This is a genomic window from Nonomuraea aridisoli (genome assembly GCF_003236395.1).
GTDB classification, from domain to species: Bacteria; Actinomycetota; Actinomycetes; order Streptosporangiales; family Streptosporangiaceae; genus Nonomuraea; species Nonomuraea aridisoli.
Genome location: NZ_POUD01000209.1, coordinates 1 through 17,001 on the forward strand (window position 1 = coordinate 1; position 17,001 = coordinate 17,001).

General features: G+C 72.5%; 15 protein-coding genes. 6 read left to right on the forward strand and 9 right to left on the reverse strand.

Features of this window, described 5'->3' with window-relative positions; all coding sequences use genetic code 11:
* The coding region (locus tag C1J01_RS34830) for a class I SAM-dependent methyltransferase (RefSeq protein WP_220040251.1) at nucleotides 1-717 on the reverse strand (717 nt) is incomplete at its 3' end.
* A 101-nt stretch (nucleotides 718-818) separates the two neighbouring features.
* Between C1J01_RS34830 and add the strand changes: the two genes are divergently transcribed.
* Entirely contained in the window at nucleotides 819-1,841 is a 1,023-nt protein-coding gene (gene add, locus C1J01_RS34835; protein ID WP_111183230.1) for an adenosine deaminase, read from the forward strand.
* A 55-nt stretch (nucleotides 1,842-1,896) separates the two neighbouring features.
* Here the strand turns inward: add and pgl are convergent, their stop codons facing one another.
* The 6 genes from pgl to tkt form a co-directional block, all read right to left on the reverse strand.
* Nucleotides 1,897-2,670 carry a 6-phosphogluconolactonase gene (gene pgl / locus C1J01_RS34840; RefSeq protein WP_111183231.1) on the reverse strand — a complete coding sequence of 258 codons (774 nt, stop codon included), beginning with the start codon at nucleotides 2,668-2,670 and terminating at the stop codon, nucleotides 1,897-1,899.
* A 2-nt stretch (nucleotides 2,671-2,672) separates the two neighbouring features.
* Nucleotides 2,673-3,587: a glucose-6-phosphate dehydrogenase assembly protein OpcA gene (gene opcA, locus C1J01_RS34845; protein WP_111183222.1), complete on the reverse strand. Its 915-nt coding sequence runs from the start codon at nucleotides 3,585-3,587 to the stop codon at nucleotides 2,673-2,675.
* Nucleotides 3,588-5,042, reverse strand: coding sequence for a glucose-6-phosphate dehydrogenase (gene zwf / locus C1J01_RS34850; RefSeq protein WP_438943165.1), 1,455 nt, complete (start codon nucleotides 5,040-5,042; stop codon nucleotides 3,588-3,590).
* Nucleotides 5,043-5,193: 151 nt separating this feature from the next.
* Complete coding sequence (locus C1J01_RS34855; protein ID WP_111183233.1) at nucleotides 5,194-6,816, reverse strand: phosphoglucose isomerase-related protein; 1,623 nt, start codon at nucleotides 6,814-6,816, stop codon at nucleotides 5,194-5,196.
* Nucleotides 6,816-7,907, reverse strand: a complete 1,092-nt coding sequence (gene tal / locus C1J01_RS34860; RefSeq protein ID WP_111183223.1) for a transaldolase — start codon at nucleotides 7,905-7,907, stop codon at nucleotides 6,816-6,818. The genes C1J01_RS34855 and tal overlap by 1 nt, the downstream gene beginning before the upstream one ends.
* Nucleotides 7,908-7,914: 7 nt before the next feature.
* Nucleotides 7,915-10,050, reverse strand: coding sequence for a transketolase (gene tkt / locus C1J01_RS34865; protein WP_111183224.1), 2,136 nt, complete (start codon nucleotides 10,048-10,050; stop codon nucleotides 7,915-7,917).
* 228 nt (nucleotides 10,051-10,278) lie between these two features.
* Between tkt and C1J01_RS34870 the strand changes: the two genes are divergently transcribed.
* Nucleotides 10,279-11,223 carry a heme o synthase gene (locus tag C1J01_RS34870; protein ID WP_111183225.1) on the forward strand — a complete coding sequence of 315 codons (945 nt, stop codon included), beginning with the start codon at nucleotides 10,279-10,281 and terminating at the stop codon, nucleotides 11,221-11,223.
* A gap of 60 nt (nucleotides 11,224-11,283) precedes the next feature.
* Nucleotides 11,284-12,477, forward strand: coding sequence for a PrsW family intramembrane metalloprotease (locus C1J01_RS34875; protein ID WP_111183226.1), 1,194 nt, complete (start codon nucleotides 11,284-11,286; stop codon nucleotides 12,475-12,477).
* A 2-nt stretch (nucleotides 12,478-12,479) separates the two neighbouring features.
* Here the strand turns inward: C1J01_RS34875 and C1J01_RS34880 are convergent, their stop codons facing one another.
* Nucleotides 12,480-13,172 (reverse strand): SanA/YdcF family protein, encoded by a 693-nt coding sequence (locus C1J01_RS34880; protein WP_220040252.1) that lies wholly within the window; start codon nucleotides 13,170-13,172, stop codon nucleotides 12,480-12,482.
* A gap of 62 nt (nucleotides 13,173-13,234) precedes the next feature.
* A complete protein-coding gene (locus C1J01_RS34885) occupies nucleotides 13,235-14,221 on the reverse strand; it encodes a COX15/CtaA family protein (RefSeq protein WP_111183227.1) in 987 nt (328 codons plus the stop codon).
* 96 nt (nucleotides 14,222-14,317) lie between these two features.
* On the opposite strand from C1J01_RS34885, the gene C1J01_RS34890 reads away from it, so the two are divergent.
* The 3 genes from C1J01_RS34890 to C1J01_RS34900 form a co-directional block, all read left to right on the forward strand.
* On the forward strand, nucleotides 14,318-15,460 hold the full coding sequence (locus C1J01_RS34890; protein ID WP_111183228.1) for an NAD(P)/FAD-dependent oxidoreductase: 1,143 nt from the start codon (nucleotides 14,318-14,320) through the stop codon (nucleotides 15,458-15,460).
* The gene (locus C1J01_RS34895) at nucleotides 15,457-15,699 is read left to right on the forward strand and encodes a (2Fe-2S)-binding protein (protein WP_220040253.1); all 243 of its coding nucleotides are present in this window, start codon (nucleotides 15,457-15,459) and stop codon (nucleotides 15,697-15,699) included. Before C1J01_RS34890 ends, C1J01_RS34895 begins: the two co-directional genes overlap by 4 nt.
* The coding region (locus C1J01_RS34900; protein ID WP_146615832.1) for an FAD/NAD(P)-dependent oxidoreductase at nucleotides 15,696-17,001 on the forward strand (1,306 nt) is incomplete at its 3' end. The genes C1J01_RS34895 and C1J01_RS34900, both read left to right, overlap by 4 nt.

The following is a 17,001-nucleotide window of genomic DNA, read 5'->3' on the forward strand; positions in this document are numbered from 1 at the left end:
GACTGGGAAGCCGTCCTGGGCGTACGGGGCCGACAGGCGTAGGTAGTGGGCCTTGATGTGGGCGATGGTCTCGGGCGGCTCGGCGGTGATGAAGGCGAATCGGGGGCCGCCCGCTTCTATGACGTCGGTCCACCAGGAGCCGAGGTCGACGTGGTGGCGCCATCTGATGGTCTCGACCGTCGTGTCGCTGAAGCCGGCCTCCTCCAGCAGGGTCGTGAAGCGCGATGGGGTGTCGTAGGCGGAGAACGGGCGGGGCGGCGGGTCGTAGGGGATCCCGGCGGCGGCGACGGCGTCGGCGATGACGCCGGTGGCCGTCATCTCGTCGGCCTTCCACCAGGTCAGCGCGAGCGAGCCGCCGGGGCGCAGCACGCGGCGCAGCTCCTGGAGCGTCCTCGCGGGGTCGGGCACGTGGTTGATGACGAAGTTTCCGGCCGCGGCGTCGAACCGCTCGTCCGCGAACGGCAGCTCGGGCAGCGTCGCCCGCCGGACGGTGGCGTACGGGTGGCGGCGGGCGGTCAGCGCCAGCATGGCGGGGTCGGCGTCGACGGCGGTGACCTCGGCGCCCAACGCCAGGGCGGCCGCCGTGACCACGCCGGTGCCGCAGCCGACGTCGAGCAGGCGCCCGGCGCGGATCGCGCGGGCGGGGGCGAGGAGGGGGCCGACCGTGTGGGAGGTGAGGCAGGCGAAGCCGCGGTCGTACGCTTCGGCGTTGGTCACGGCGGCCAGCCTAGCGGAACCATCGAGAAACTGACATTCTCACGTGAGATTCCAGCCGAAAGCCTGTCTTCAGGGGAAATATCCGCCTTATGGTCGTCGGCATGACCATCGACGCCTTCATCGCAGCCCTTCCGAAGGTCGAGCTGCACGTGCACCTGGTGGGTTCGGCCTCGGTCGGCACCGTCCTCGAGCTCTCGCGCCGGCACCCCGGCAGCGAGGTGCCCACCAGCGAGGAGGAACTGCGCCGCTTCTACACCTTCCGCGACTTCCCGCACTTCGCCCGGGTGTACCGGGCGGTCAACGCACTGGTGCGCGAGCCGGAGGACGTGGCGACGCTCGTCCTCGGCCTGGCCCGCGACCTCGCCGCGCAGGGCGCGCGGTACGCGGAGCTGCAGGTCACGCCGTACGCCCACCACATCGTCGGCATGCCCATGCGCGAGGTGACCGAGGCACTCGACGTGGCCGCCCGCCGGTCGCGGGAGGAGTACGGGGTGGAGATGGCGTACATCTTCGACATCCCCGGCGAGTACGGCGAGGAGGCCGCCAAGGTGACGCTGGAGCACGCACTGCGCGAACCTCCCGCCGCGCTGGTAGGTTTCGGCATCGGCGGCATAGAGCAGGAACGTGCGAAATATCGGGACGCGTACCGGTCGGCGTTCACGGCGGCCCGCGCGGCCGGCCTGCACAGCGTGCCGCACGGCGGGGAGATGAGCGGGCCCGAGACGATCTGGGAGGTCATCGAGGGTTACGGCGCCGAGCGCATCGGCCACGGCATCACCTGCCTGTCCGACCCCCGCCTGGTGGCCCACCTGCGCGACACCCAGCTCCCGCTGGACGTCTGCCCCACCTCGAACGTGTGCACCGGCCAGATCGCAGGCATCGAGGAGCACCCGCTGCCGCGGATGCTGGAGGAGGGCCTGTACGTCACGCTCAACAGCGACGACCCGCCGATGTTCGCCACGACCCTGGCCGAGGAGTACCGGGTGGCCGCCCAGGTGTTCGGCCTCGACCGCGCGGACCTGGCCCGCCTCGCAGCCAACGGCGTGCGCGCGTCGTACCTGCCGGAGCCCCGCAAGCAGGCTCTCCTCGCGGAGATCGACGCCCTCCTCGCCGCGGGGACGTGACCGGGCGGCCGGGAGGCGGATCGCGCGGGCGCGAGCCCGCCGCCCGGCCGGTGGGTCACGGGGAGGCCAGGCGGCCCAGCTCCGGAGGGATCTTCGCGGCGGCGGCGCGGTCGAGCAGGAACAGCGTGCGGCCGCGGCCGCGGGCCCCCGCCGCCGGCACCTGGACGGGCCCTGAGTCGGACAGCGCCAGCCGGACCGCGCCCGCCTTCTCCTCCCCGGCGGCCACCACCCACACCTCGCGCGCGGCCTGGATGGCGGGCAGCGTCAGCGAGATGCGCACGGGCGGCGGCTTGGGGGAGCCGTGCACGGCCACCACCGTGCGGGTGTCGTACAGCGCCGGCAGGCCGGGGAACAGCGAGGCCACGTGGGCGTCCGGCCCCATGCCGAGCAACATCACGTCGAACTCCGGCACCGGCCCGTGGTCCTCGGGCCGGGCCGCCTTGCGCAGCTCGGCGGCGTACGCCTCGGCGGACTCCTCGGCCGTCATGCCCGAGTCGGGGCCGCGCATGACGTGCACCCGCTCCGGGTCCACGTCCACGTGGTCGAGCAGCGCGTCGCGGGCGCCGGTCTCGTTGCGTTCCTTGTCGCCGGTCGGCACGAAACGCTCGTCGCCCCACCAGACGTCCAGACGCCGCCAGTCGACCGCGTCACGCGCCGGGCTCGCCGCGATGGCCGCCAGCGTCGCGATGCCGACCGTGCCGCCCGTCAGCACGATCGACGCCGACCCCGTGGCGGACTGCACGTCGACCAGCCGCGTGATGATCCGCGCGGCCACGGCCTCGGCCAGGACGCCGGCGTCGCGGTGCACGACGATGTGGGGAGTGGTCACGGTCATCCCTTGTACGTCCTCGCGAACCGCTTGACCGCGGCCTCGTAGATCTCGTCGGTGTCGAGCCTGCGCAGCTCCTCGGCCATCAGCTCCGACGTCTGCCGCCGCGCCAGGGCGACGTTCCTGTCGGGCTGGCCGGGACGGGACAGCGTGGCCAGGCGGGCGTCGTGACGGGAGACCGACAGCTCGCCCTCGTCCAGCCGCAGCCGCACCGCCGTGAGGCCGGGCCCCTGCGTGTCGATGACCTTGATCGGGGCGCCGAGCCGATCGGACAGCCAGGCGGCCAGCAGCGGCGCGCTCGGGTTGCCGGTGGCGGCCTCGACGACGCCCTCGTGCACCGGGCCCACCGGCTGGTCGAACGCGGCGGCCAGCAGGCTGCGCCACGGCGTCAGCCGGGCCCAGGCCAGGTCGGTGTCGCCGCGCGCGTACCCCTTGGCCCGCGTCACCAGGGACCGGATGCCGCCGTCGTCGAAGCCCTTGGCGTCGGTGATGCGCCGCTGTGCCAGCGCGCCGACGGCGTCCTTGGAGGGCTCGTCGGGCGCCTTGCCCGGCCACCACGCCACCACGGGCGTGTCGGGCAGCAGCAGCGGGCTGACGACGGAGTCGGCGTGCCGGGTCAGCTCGCCGTACAGGCGCAGCACCACGACCTCGCCCGGCGTCGACTCGCCGATGCGCAGCTCGGCGTCGAGCCGGATGGGCTCCTCCGGCTCGCGGTTGATCACCACGATGATGCGCGAGGGGTGCTCGCGGGCCGCCTCGGAGGCGGCGCGCAGCGCGTCGTACTGGTCGCGCTCCTCGCTCACCACGACGAGCGTCAGGACCATGCCGATGGCCGGCGCGCCCATCTGGTGGCGCAGGTGCATGAGCTGAGCCGAGATCTTGCCGGCCGTCGTGTCCGACAACATGAACGTGGTCATCTAGAGCCTCCTCCAGACGCGGCCGTCGCGGGCCATCATGGCGTCGGCCGAGGGCGGCCCCCACGAACCCGACTCGTACGGCTCCGGCTGCCCCTGCGTGGCCCAGAACTCCTCGATCGGGTCGAGGATCTTCCACGACAGCTCCACCTCCCGCTGGTGCGGGAAGAGCGGCGGGTCGCCGATCATCACGTCGAGCAGCAGCCGCTCGTACGCCTCCGGCGACGACTCCAGGAACGACTCGCCGTAGGCGAAGTCCATGGACACGTCGCGCACCTCCATGGCCGTGCCCGGCACCTTCGAGCCGAAGCGCACCGTGACGCCCTCGTCCGGCTGGACGCGGACGACGAGCGCGTTCTGCCCGAGGATCTCGGTGTCGTCGGCGCTGAAGGGCAGGTGCGGCGCCCGCTGGAACACCACGGCCACCTCGGTGACGCGGCGGCCCAGCCGCTTGCCGGTGCGCAGGTAGAACGGCACCCCGGCCCACCGCCGGTTGGCGATCTCCAGCTTGATGGCCGCGTACGTCTCCGTGGTGGACTCGGGCGAGATGCCCTCCTCCTGCAGGTAGCCGACGACCTTCTGGCCGCCCTGCCAGCCGGCCGAGTACTGTCCGCGGGCCGTGTTGAGCGCCAGGTTGTCCGGCAGCCGCACGGCCTTGAGCACCTTCTCCTTCTCGCGGCGCAGCGCGGAGGCCTCGAACGAGGTCGGGTCCTCCATGGCGACCAGAGCGAGGAGCTGGAGCAGGTGGTTCTGGATCACGTCGCGGGCGGCGCCGATGCCGTCGTAGTAGCCGGCCCGGCCGCCGATGCCGATGTCCTCGGCCATCGTGATCTGCACGTGGTCGACGAACCCGCGGTTCCAGATGGGCTCGTAGAGGTTGTTGGCGAACCTCAGCGCCATGATGTTCTGGACGGTCTCCTTGCCCAGGTAGTGGTCGATCCGGAAGATCGAGCTCTCCGGGAAGGCCGAGGTGGTGATCTCGTTCAGCTCGTGGGCCGACTTCAGGTCGTGCCCGAACGGCTTCTCGATGACCACCCGCCGCCACGACCCCTCGGGCGCGTCGGCCAGCCCCGTGCGCTTGAGCTGGTTGACCACCATGGGGAAGAACTTCGGCGGCACGGACAGGTAGAACGCGTAGTTTCCGCCCGTGCCCCGGGTCTCGTCGATCTCGCTCAACGCCATCGCCAGCGCGTCGAATGCCCCGTCGTCGGAGAACTCGCCGGGGACGAAATGGATGCCCTCGCGGATCTGCTTCCAGACCTCCTCGCGGAAGGGCGTCCGGGCGTGAGCCTTGACGGCGTCGTACGTCAACTGGGCGAAGTCCTGGTCCTTCCAATCGCGCCGGGCGAAGCCGACCAGCGAGAAGCCCGGTGGCAGCAGCCCCCGGTTCCCCAGGTCGTAGATCGCCGGCAGCAGCTTGCGCTTGGCCAGGTCACCCGTCACGCCGAACAACACCATCACACATGGACCCGCCACCCGGGGCAGCCGCTTGTCGCGCGGGTCGCGCAGCGGGTTCGCGGCTTCCACCTCCAGCGTGGTGGCGGTGCCCGCGACGGCGGCCGCCACGGTGACGGCCTCCTCCACGGGCGCTGCCGGGTCGTCAGTCATCTCAAGCCTCCTGTACGGCTTCGAGCAAGCGCGCGACTCCAGCCGCGCGGTCGGTCAAATGCAGGCGTACGGCGGGACGTCCGCGCGTTTCCAGCGCCCCCAGGTCGCCGAGCGCCTGGGCCAGCTGCAGCCGGCCCAGCGTGTACGGCCGCCCGGGAACCGCGACGTCCTCGGCCACTTCCCCCGTGATCTGCAGGAACACGCCGTTCTGCGGCCCGCCCTTGTGGTACTGACCGGTGGTGTGCAGGAACCGGGGCCCCCACCCGAACGTGACCGGCCGGTCGGTGCGCAGCGCCAGCAGCGCCCGCAGCGTCGCCGCGTCGGCCATCATCCAGGCGTCGGTCATCTGCTCGAAGTCGGCGCCGACGGGCACCGGCGCGTCGAACGCGGCCAGCCGGTCGAGATAGGCCATGACCGCCAGGTAGCCGTCGCCGGGGATCGCGTGCAGCACCTCGGCGAAGAGCCCCGGCAGGTCGGTGGCCCGCACCGCGCCGTACACCTCGACCGGCCCGTCGGTGAACGCCGGGGCGCCCGCCGGAAGGTCGGGGTAGGTCAGCAGCTCGGTGGTGTTCTCCTTCGACTCGGCCACGTCGGGCTGGTCGAAGGGGTTCACTTCCAGCAGCAGCGCGGCGATCGCGGTCGCGTATTCCCAGACGAGGAACTGCGCGCCCAGCGGGCCGTCCACGCGTACGTCGCCGACGTCGGACTCGATCGCGACGACCAGCTCGTCGCCGGTGCCGTTGGGGTCGGCGGCGACGACGGGCAGGATGCCCCTGCCCTGCTTGCCGGTGGACTCGGCGACGAGCTGCTCGATCCAGTGGGGCAGCCCGTTGATGGCGGACAGCTGGTCTTCTAGCACGAGCTTGTCGCGACCGGCCAGCGCCGCGCCGCCGAGCGCGGCGCCGAGGTCGAGGCCGGGGTTGCCGGTGTCACGCGACAGCAGCGGCAGCACCTCCTCGGCCTCGTCGAGCAGGCGCGCCACGTCGGCGCCCGCCAGCGCGGCCGGCACCAGCCCGTACGCCGACAGCGCCGCGTAGCGGCCGCCCACCGGCGGCACGTCGGGCCGGGCGGTGACGAGGGCGTGGCCGGCCTCGACGGCCCGCTTCTCCAGCGGTGAGCCGGGATCGGTGACCACCACGAAGCGCCCGGCCGGGTCGAGGCCGGCCTCGGCGAAGGCGGCCTCGTAGACGCGCAGCAGGGCGTCGGTCTCGACGGTGGTGCCGCTCTTGCTCGCCACCACCACGACGGTGTCGTCCAGCCGCTCGGCCAGGGCCCGGCGGACCTGCGCCGGGTCGGTGGTGTCGAGCACGGTGAGCGGCACGTCGCAGGTGTCGCAGATGACCTCGGCGGCCAGCGCGGCGCCGCCCATCCCGGCCAGCACGACGTTCGTCAGGCCCGCGGCGCGGGCCCGGCCCGCGAGCTCGCCCAGCTCGGGCAGCAGCTCGCGGGAGGAGCGGGGCAGCGCCAGCCAGCCGAGACCGGCCGCCGCCTCCGCCTCGGCGTCCTCGCCCCACAACGTGGGGTCGCCCCCGGCGAGCCGCTCGGGCACGCCGTGGGCGGTGAGGCGCCCCGCGACGGAGGAGGCGGCGGAGGCCACCTCCTCCTCGCGGTAGGAGACCTCCATCACGGAACCAGGTTCTTGGTGACGCTCTCGAGCAGCTCGTTCCAGGACGCCTCGAACTTCTCCACGCCCTCGTCCTCCAGCAGCTTGACCACGTCGTCGTAGTCGATGCCGGCCTCCTTGAGCGCGGCCATGGTGTTCCAGGCCTGCTCGTAGAAGGGGCGGATGGTGTCGCCCGAGATGTTGGCGTGGTCGCCGGTCGCGTCCAGCGTCTTCTCCGGCATCGTGTTGACGGTGCCGGGGGCGACGAGCTGGTCGACGTAGAGGGTGTCGGGGTACTCCGGGTTCTTCACGCCGGTCGAGGCCCACAGCGGCCGCTGCGGACGGGCGCCCGCCGCGCGCAGGCGCTGCCAGCGCTCGGAGTTCATCACGTCCTCGAAGGCCGCGTACGCCAGGCGCGCGTTGGCCACGCCCGCCTTGCCCTTCAGGTCGGCCTTGCCCAGCTTGTCGAGCCGCTTGTCGATCTCGGTGTCGACGCGGCTGACGAAGAACGAGGCCACCGACTCGATCGTGGCCAGGTTGAGGCCCTTGGCCTGCGCGGCCTCCAGGCCGGCCAGCCAGGCGTCCATGACCGCGCGGTAGCGCTCGAGGGAGAAGATCAGCGTGACGTTGACGCTGATGCCCTCCGACAGCGCCTGCGTGATCGCGGGCAGGCCCTCCTCCGTGGCCGGGATCTTGATGAGCAGGTTGGGCCGGTCGACCAGCCACCACAGCGCCCTGGCCTCGGCGATCGTCTTCTCGCTGTCACGGGCCAGGCGCGGGTCGACCTCCAGCGACACGCGGCCGTCCACGCCGCCGGTGGCGTCGTAGACCGGGCGCAGCACGTCGGCGGCCCAGCGGATGTCGTAGGTGGTGATGGAACGCACGGCTTCGCCCACGTCCACGCCGCGTACGGCCAGGTCGTGGAGCTGGGCGTCGTACGCGTCGCCCTTGCTGAGGGCGCTGGCGAAGATCGTCGGGTTGGAGGTGACCCCCACGACGTTCTTCTCGCGGATCAGCTGTTCGAGGTTGCCGCTGCGCAGGCGCTCACGGCTGATGTCATCGAGCCAGATGGCAACGCCCTGGCCGGACAGCTTCTTGAGGATCTCGCTCATCTCTTCTTCAGTTTCCCGTCGTCTCGCCCTTGTCCTGGCCAAGCTTGGCCAGGCTCGCCTTGGCCGCGGCCGCCACCCGCTCCGGCGTCAGCCCGAACTGCTCGTACAACGTCTTGTACGGGGCCGAGGCGCCGAAGTGTTCGAGGCCGACCACTTCGCCGCACTCGCCGACGTACTGGTGCCAGCCGAGTGCGACGCCCGCCTCGACCGCCACCCGAGCCCGGATCGACGAGGGCAGAACCGTCTGCTTATATGCCGATTCCTGCCCGTTGAACCACTCAACACACGGCATCGACACCACTCGCGTCGGGATGCCCTGTGCCTCCAGCAGATCCCGGCCCTCGACCGCGATCTGCACCTCGCTGCCCGTGGCGATGAGGATCACCCGCGGCTGGCCGTCGGACGCCTCGCGCAGCACGTAACCGCCGCGCGCCACGCCGTCGGCGCTCGTGCCCTCGTAGACCGGGAGGTTCTGCCGGGTCAGCGCCAGCGCGGCCGGCCGGTCGGTGTGCTCCAGCACGGCCTTCCACGCGTACGCCGTCTCGTTGGCGTCGGCCGGGCGCACCACGTCGAGGCCGGGGATCGCGCGCAGCGCCCACAGGTGCTCGATCGGCTGGTGGGTGGGGCCGTCCTCGCCGAGGCCGATGGAGTCGTGCGTCCACACGTACGTGACCGGCAGCTTCATCAGCGCGGCCAGCCGCACCGAGGGGCGCATGTAGTCGGAGAACACCAGGAACGTGCCGCCGTACGGGCGGGTGCCGCCGTGCAGGGCGATGCCGTTGAGGATGGCGCCCATGGCGTGCTCGCGGATGCCGAAGTGCAGCGTGCGGCCGTAGCGGTTACCCGGGAAGTCCTTCGTCTGGTACTCCTCCGGGATGAACGACGGCTCGCCCTTCATCGTGGTGTTGTTGGACTCCGCCAGGTCGGCCGAGCCGCCCCACAGCTCCGGCAGCACCGGCGCGAGGGCGCTGAGCACCTCGCCGGAGGCCTTGCGGGTGGCCATCGAGGCGCCGGTCTCGAACGACGGCAGCGCCTTGGCCCAGCCGTTGGGCAGCACGCGGTGGGAGATGCGGTCGAGCTCGTCGGCGCGCTCGACGTTGGCCGTGCGCCACTCGGCGTAGCCCTTCTCCCACTCGGCGTGCAGCATGCGGCCGCGCTGGGCGATGCCGCGCGCGTGCTCGAGCACCTCGTCCGGCACGAAGAAGGTCTTGCCCGGGTCCATGCCGAGGACTTCCTTGGTGGCGGCGACCTCCGCCTCGCCCAGGGCCGATCCGTGGATCTTGCCGGTGTTCTGCTTGTTGGGCGCGGGCCAGCCGATGATCGTGCGCAGCCGGATGAACGACGGCCGGTCGGTCTCGGCCTTGGCCGCCATCAGCGCGTCGTAGAGGGCCTGGACGTCCTCGACGTACTCCCCGGTGGCCGTCCAGTCGACGCTCTGGGTGTGCCAGCCGTAGGCCTCGTAGCGGGCGACGACGTCCTCCGACTTGGCGATCAGGGTGTCGTCCTCGATGGAGATGTGGTTGTCGTCGTACAGGACGATGAGGTTGCCCAGCTTCTGGTGGCCGGCGATGGCGCTGGCCTCGTGGCTGATGCCCTCCTCGATGTCGCCGTCGCTGACGACGCACCAGATGTGGTGGTCGAACGGCGAGGTGCCGGGCGCGGCGTCGGGGTCGAACAGGCCGCGCTCGCGGCGGGCCGCCATGGCCATGCCGACCGCGTTGCCGAGACCCTGGCCGAGCGGGCCCGTCGTGGTCTCGACGCCGGCGGTGTGGCCGTGCTCGGGGTGACCGGGCGTGAGGCTGTCCCACTGGCGCAGCCGCCGCAGGTCGTCGAGCGTCAGGCCGTAGCCGGACAGGTAGAGCTGGATGTACAGGGTCAGGCTGGTGTGGCCGCACGACAACACGAACCGGTCGCGCCCCAGCCAGCCGGGGTCGGTCGGGTCGTGGCGCATCACACGCTGGAAGAGCAGGTATGCGGCGGGAGCCAGGCTCATCGCGGTGCCGGGGTGACCCGAGCCCGCCTTCTCCACTGCGTCCATCGCCAGGGCTCGAACGACGTCGACCGCCTTCTTGTCGAGGTCGGTCCATTCAAGGGCTGGCACGAGTTCGGTGCTCAAGCTCGATCTCCGGAGTCTAGTTGTCATTGGTATGTACCGGTTGGCTATCCCGCCCACACGGGACCTTAACCGAGTGGAGCCTTCCGGCGATTCCCATCCCACCCTCGCGTCTCCATGGGGGCTCAAGCCCCCCATTGGCCGGACCGGCCGCCCCTGCGACTACAGTTTGTTTGTTCGCAGAGGCGTCACGGCGCCCACCCATGGATCCGCTCTAATCAGAGGTTACGCGTTGACTCCGCACAGGCTGGAAGCGCCTTGACGGTGCTGACCAACAGGCAGGCGACGGCCCCCTCACCGCAGACGGGGTCGCCGCGCACGATCGGCATGGTCGTGAAGGCCTACATCGCGCTCACCAAGCCGCGGATCATCGAGCTGCTGCTGATCACGACGCTGCCGGTGATGTTCCTCGCGGCGGGCGGCCTGCCCCCGCTGTGGACGTCTCTCGCCGTCATGGTCTTCGGCACGCTGTCGGCCGGCAGCGCCAACGCCCTCAACTGTTACGTCGACCGCGACATCGACCAGAAGATGCGCCGCACCCGGCGCCGCCCGCTGGCCCGCCACCAGGTCTCCCCGCGCGGCGCGCTGGTCTTCGGCATCGTGCTCGGGATTCTGTCCACCGTTGGGCTCTGGGTCACCACCAACTGGCTCGCGGCGCTGCTGTCGCTGGGCGCGATCCTGTTCTACGTGCTCGTCTACTCGATGATCCTCAAGCGGCGCACGGCCCAGAACATCGTGTGGGGCGGCATCGCGGGCTGCATGCCGGTGATGATCGGCTGGGCGGGCATCACCGAGCGGCTCGACTGGGCGCCGCTGGTGCTCTTCGGCGTCGTGTTCTTCTGGACGCCGCCGCACACCTGGACCCTCGCCATGCGCTACAAGGAGGACTACGCGGCGGCGAAGGTGCCGATGCTGCCCGTGGTCGCCACCGAGCGGCGGGTCGTCCTGGAGTCGATCGCCTACACCTGGGCCACCGTGCTCTGCTCGCTGGCGCTGTGGCCGGTGGCCGGCACGACACTGTTCTATCCCGTCGTGGCCGCCGTGCTGGGCGCGATGTGCCTGTGGGAGGTCCACCGCCTGCTGGCCCGGCTCAACGCCGGCAAGAGCGGCGTCGACCTGCGGCCCATGCGCTTCTTCCACTGGTCCAACGCCTACCTCGCGCTGCTGTTCCTGGCCGTGGCCATCGACCCGCTGCTGTCCTGACCTGCCGCCCCCGTTCCGCCTGGTAGGCGTCCCGCCGCCCTGATCCGTTAAAGTCACTTCATGGCGACCCGTGATCCACGCTGGGTGTTGAAGGACCGCCCCTCGTTCGCGTTGATCATCGGGCTGGTCCTCACCGGCATCTGCGCGCTCGTCTCGTTCTCCTTCGACGTGTTCGTCAACGGCGCTCCGGTGCAGTTCTTCATCGCGCTCATGCTGGCGCTGGCGCCGGTGCCGCTGCTGCTGGCCCTGGTGCTGGCGCTCGACCGCCTGGAGCCCGAGCCGCGCAGCAACCTGATCTTCGCCTTCGCGTGGGGCGCCGGTGTCGCCGTGCTGGTCGCCGGTGTGATCAACTCGCTCAACCTGCACTACATCATCGACACCGCCCGGCTGTCGGAGGCCAGCGCCCGCAACATCGCGGCCACCTTCGGCGCGCCCGTGGTGGAGGAGACGATGAAGGGGCTGGTGCTGCTGGGCCTGCTCAGGTTCCGCCGGGCCGAGCTCGACGGGCCGACCGACGGCATCATCTACGCCAGCATGGTCGGCCTCGGCTTCGCCATGAGCGAGAACGTCAGCTACTACATCGCGGCCCTGTCCACCTCGGGCGTCAAGGGCCTGGCGGTCACCGTGGTGCTGCGCGGCATCCTGTCGCCGCTGGCGCACCCGCTGTTCAGCTCCATGATCGGGGTCGGCGTCGCGTACGCTGCCCAGCGCGGCGGCTCCGACCGGGTGGTGTACGTGCTGGCGGGCTGGTCGGGTGCGATGATCCTGCACGGGCTGTGGAACGGCCTGGCCTCCTACGGCGGTTTCCCCGGGCTCGTGGTGGCCTACCTGGTGCTGCTGGTGGTGCTGGTCATGCTCATCGGCGTGGTCTTCCGCGACCGGCGGCGCATCGTGGCGCTCATCCAGCGCTACCTGCCGCCGTACGAGCCGACCAAGCTGGTCACCGAGGCCGACATCTACATGCTGTCGGCGTTCGCCCGGCGCCGCCAGGCCCGCCAGTGGGCCAGGGCCCACGGCGGCAAGCGGGGCCTGCGCGCGATGCGCGACTACCAGCTGGCCGCCACCGAGCTCGGCCTGCTGCACGAGCGCGCGGCCCGCCACATGGTCGACGAGCACACCTTCCACGAGGAGCAGCGGGCCCTGCTGGAGTGCATGAGCACGGCCCGCGCCGACTTCCCGGTGCCGGCCCTGCACGCCCGTTCGGTGGCCAGGGGCTCACCCCCGCCCGGCTACGCGCCCGGCGCTCCGGGCTGACCTCAGCGCTGGGCAAGGATCCGCGCGAGCGAGACCTCGCGCGGCCCGGGGAAGACCGGGTCCGAGCCGAGGACCACCGCGTCGGCGAACGCCTTGGCGGTGGCGAGCAACTCGCGGGCGGCGTAGACGTAGGTCGTGGCGGCCCAGCGGCGGGAGGAGTCGTCGCCGGCCCCGAACGCCTCCAGCCCGGCCGTGCGGCACAACACGACGGCCCTGGGCAGGTGGAACTCCTGGGTCACCACGGTCACCCGCTCGGCGCCGAACACCTCGCGCGCCCGTACGCACGAGTCCCAGGTGTCGAAGCCGGCGTAGTCGAGCACCATCACCGCGTCGGGCACGTCCCTGGCGCGCAGGTAGTCGCGCATGGCGGTCGGCTCGTCGTAGTCCTTGCGGCTGTTGTCGCCCGACAGCAGCAGCGCCCGCACCTTGCCGGCGTGGTAGAGGTCGGCGGCGATGTCGAGTCTGCGGGCCAGCATGGGGGTGGGGCGGCCGGCGTACAGGCCCGCTCCGAGCACGAGCGCGGCCTGCGCCGTGGGAACCCGCGCGAGCCAGCCCGCGCCCTCGGCCGTCACCCGGTGCGCCGAGCTGCCCAGCCAGGCCCACGTCATGGGCGCCAGGGCGAGCACGCTGAGCAGCACCAGCCCCTGGTACGCGCGGCGCAGCGCCTTCCGAGAGGGGCGGACTTTTCCCCGCAAATCGCACCCCTTCCGGGCCGGGGGAGTGGCGGATCTATCGCCACATACCCTGGCATATCCGCTCAGGCGACGGCGGCTGCTTCGGTGGGGGAGTGGTCGGCGGGGAGGGGCTCGGGCTCGCGCGTGCGCAGCGAGGTCGTGGCCCGCAGCACGGAGATCCAGACCAGCGTGGAGCCGAGGACGTGGAGCAGGACCAGCGCGGCCGGCACGGCCAGGAACCACTGCGTGTAGCCGATCACGCCCTGGGCCAGCTCGACCGCGAGCGCCGCGCCGGCCGCTCTCCTGGCCGTCCGCGGCGCGCCGCTGACGTGCAGCGCGAACAGCAGCGCGAACGTCAGCCCCACCACGAGGTAGGCGACGTCGGCGTGCAGCCGGGCCATCGCCTCGATGTCGAGGTCGAAGCGCGAGGCCATCTCGTCGCCGGAGTGCGGCCCCGTGCCGCTGACCACCACGCCCGCCACCACCAGCGCGAACGTCGCGGCGACCAGCACGTGGCCGAGCCTGCGCAGGTCACGGTGGACCACCCGCCGCAGGGGGCCGTCGCCCTCGCCCGCGCGGACGTAGAGCAGCCAGCAGGCGGAGATCAGCCCGATGGAGAAGACGAAGTGCATGCCGACCGTGAACGGGTTGAGCAGCGTGTTGACCACCACCCCGCCCCACAGCGCCTGCAGGACGATGCCCGCGGGCTGCAGCCACGCCAGCCTCAGCAGCGAGGGCCGGCGCGGCGCGAGCCGGAGCGCGGCGATCACACAGGCGGCTCCCACGGCCAGCACCAGGAACGTCAGCAGCCGGTTGCCGAACTCGACCGCCATGTTGATCATTGAGACCTCGGGGTGCGCGACCGGGATGAAGCTGTCCGGCGTGCACTTCGGCCAGGTCGGGCAGCCGAGGCCGGAGCCGGTGACGCGAACGCCGGCGCCGGTCACGGCGATGCCCGCGTTGACGACCACGGACGCCATCGCCCAGCCTCGCATCGACCGCGTCGTGGGCGCCCAGAACGACCGCAGGAGGCGCACGAGAGGGTTGGCAGAGTCCGAGGGTAGCTTCACGGCATCGATGGTACGGGCCGTAGTGGCCGGTCCCGCCACCGGGAACGGGCTTCTCAAGCGTATAAGTATGTGACATATTACCGAAGGGAGGTGACGATGTCCGACGTGATCGTGGTCGGCGCCGGAGTCGTGGGGGCCGCCTGCGCCTACTACGCCGCGCGCGCGGGCCTCGACGTGACCGTGGTCGACCGGGGTCCGGTGGCCGGCGGCACCACGGGTTCGGGCGAGGGCAACATCCTGGTGTCCGACAAGGAGCCGGGGCCGGAGCTGGAGCTGGCCGTGCTCTCCAACGCGCTGTGGCGGACGCTGTCCGAGCACGGCGGGTTCGAGTTCGAGCCCAAGGGCGGCCTCGTGGTCGCCGAGACGGGCGAGATCCAGCGGCAGCTCGTCGAGCTGGCGGGCAAACAGGGTGTCGAGCACGCCGTGGTGGGCGGCTCCGAGCTGCGCGCCCACGAGCCGCACCTGGCCGAGGGGCTGGCCGGCGGCGTCTACTACCCGCAGGACGCGCAGGTCCAGCCCATGCTGGCCGCCGCGAGCCTGCTGCGCCACGGCGCCGAGAGCTTCGGCCGCGGCACGCTGCGGCTGCGGCTGGGCGTCACCGTGACCGGCGTCCTGCGCTCGGGCGGGCGTGTGACGGGGGTGCGCACCTCCCAGGGCGACGTGCTCGGCGACGCCGTGGTCAACGCGGCCGGCACGTGGGGCGGCGAGATCGCCGCGCTGGCCGGCGTCGAGCTGCCGATCCTGCCCAGGCGCGGCTTCATCCTCGTCACCGAACCCCTGCGCGAGCCGCTCATCCGGCACAAGGTCTATACCGCCGCCTACGTGACGAACGTCGCCAGCGACTCCGCCGGCCTGGAGACCTCCGCCGTCGTCGAGGGCACGCCCGCCGGCACCGTGCTCATCGGCGCGAGCAGGGAGCGGGTCGGCTTCGACCGCACGACGTCGGTGCCGGTGCTGGCGCGGCTGGCCGAGCAGGCCGTCGCGCTCTTCCCCGCGCTGCGCGAGGTGCGCGCCATCCGCTCCTACTGCGGCTTCCGGCCGTACTGCCCCGACCACCTGCCGGTCATCGGCGCCGACCCGCGCGTGCCGGGGCTCTACCACGCGTGCGGGCACGAGGGGGCGGGCATCGGGCTCGCCCCGGCGACCGGCCACCTGCTCGCCCAGCTGCTCACCGGTGAGCGGCCCGACCTCGACCTGCGTCCCTTCCGCCCCGAGCGTTTCTCCGAGGAGGCCGCGTGACCTTCCACATCACCGTCGACGGCCGGCCGGTGCCGGTCGTGCCCGGCCAGACCATCGGCGCGGCGCTGCACGCGGCCGGGGTGCGGTCGTGGCGCGCTACCCGGTTCGGCGGGCGGCCGCGCGGGCTGTTCTGCGGGATCGGGGTCTGCTTCGACTGCCTGATCTCGGTCAACGGGCGGCCGCCCGAACGGGCCTGCCTGCTGGAGGCCGAGCCGGGGGACGAGGTGACGACGGCATGACGCGCTCCCCGTACGACCTCGTGGTGGTCGGCGGCGGGCCCGCCGGGGTGGCGGGCGCGCTCACGGCGGCGCTGGCCGGTCTGCGCGTGGCGCTGCTCGACTCCGGCGCGCGCCTCGGCGGCCAGTACTTCCGGCACGCCGCCGTGCCGAAGCAGGAGCCCGGGCTCGACCGGTTCCTCCTGCAGGCCCGCCTGCTCGACGGGCGGGCCGACGTGCTGACGCGCCACCAGGTCTGGAACGTCTCCCGCGAGCCCGGCGGCGACCTCACCGTGCACGCCCTCACCCGCGACTCCTCCGGCGAACGGCCGGTGACGTTGCGGGCGCGCAGGCTGCTGATCGCCACCGGCGCCCACGACCGGCCGCTGCCCTTCCCCGGCTGGGACCTGCCCGGGGTGCTCACCGCCGGAGGCGCGCAGGCGCTTCTCAAGGGCGGCGGGGTGCTCGCCGGCAAGCGCGTCGTGATCTCCGGCACCGGCCCGTTCCTGCTGCCGGTCGCCTCCGGCCTCGCCCGGGCCGGGGCGCGGGTGCTCGGCGTGTACGAGGCCAACGGCGGTCTCGGCCTGGCCCGCCACCCGCTGCTGGCCCTGGGCAAGGCCGGTGAGGCCGCCGGGTACGCCGCCGCGCTGGCCCGCCACCGCGTGCCGTACCGGACGCGGCACGCGGTGATCGCGGCCCACGGCGAGCGCGAGGTGGAGGCCGTCACCGTGGCCCGCCTCGACCCCGACTGGAACGTTCTGTCCACCCGGATCGTCGCCTGCGACACGCTCGCCGTCGGCTACGGGTTCGTGCCGCAGATCGAGCTCGGCACGCAGCTCGGCTGCGAGACGCGCGGCGACCCCGACGGCAGCCCGGTGCTGCGCGTCGACGCCGCCCAGCGCACCAGCGTCCCCGGCGTCTGGGCCGCGGGCGAGCCCACCGGCGTGGCCGGCTGGCGGCAGGCCGAGGTGGAGGGGCGCATCGCCGGCCGCGCCGTCGTGGCGGAGGCCCGGCCGGGCGCCCGCCGTGGCACCGACGGGGTGCTCCTGCGGCGGCGCAGGCAGTGGCGGGCGTTCGGCGAGGCGCTGCAGCACGCCTACCCGGTGCGGCCCGGCTGGCAGAGCTGGCTGCGCGACGACACCCTGGTGTGCCGGTGCGAGGAGGTGCCGCTGGCCCGCGTACGCGAGGCGCTGCGGCTGGGGGCCACCGACGCCCGCTCGGTCAAGCTGCTGGCCCGCCCCGGCATGGGGTGGTGCCAGGGCCGCGTCTGCGGCTACGCCGTATCCTGCCTGGCCGGGGAGCCGCCCCAGCCGCAGCGCCTCGCGT

Excerpts from the sequence above, each read along its gene's own strand:
- C1J01_RS34890 (WP_111183228.1), top strand. The coding sequence starts at position 14,318 with ATGTCCGACGTGATCGTGGTCGGCGCCGGAGTCGTGGGGGCCGCCTGC.
- tal (WP_111183223.1), bottom strand. The coding sequence starts at position 7,907 with ATGAGCGAGATCCTCAAGAAGCTGTCCGGCCAGGGCGTTGCCATCTGG.
- add (WP_111183230.1), top strand. The coding sequence starts at position 819 with ATGACCATCGACGCCTTCATCGCAGCCCTTCCGAAGGTCGAGCTGCAC.
- C1J01_RS34875 (WP_111183226.1), top strand. The coding sequence starts at position 11,284 with ATGGCGACCCGTGATCCACGCTGGGTGTTGAAGGACCGCCCCTCGTTC.
- tkt (WP_111183224.1), bottom strand. The coding sequence starts at position 10,050 with ATGACAACTAGACTCCGGAGATCGAGCTTGAGCACCGAACTCGTGCCA.
- C1J01_RS34855 (WP_111183233.1), bottom strand. The coding sequence starts at position 6,816 with ATGGAGGTCTCCTACCGCGAGGAGGAGGTGGCCTCCGCCGCCTCCTCC.
- zwf (WP_438943165.1), bottom strand. The coding sequence starts at position 5,042 with ATGGTGTTGTTCGGCGTGACGGGTGACCTGGCCAAGCGCAAGCTGCTG.
- opcA (WP_111183222.1), bottom strand. The coding sequence starts at position 3,587 with ATGACCACGTTCATGTTGTCGGACACGACGGCCGGCAAGATCTCGGCT.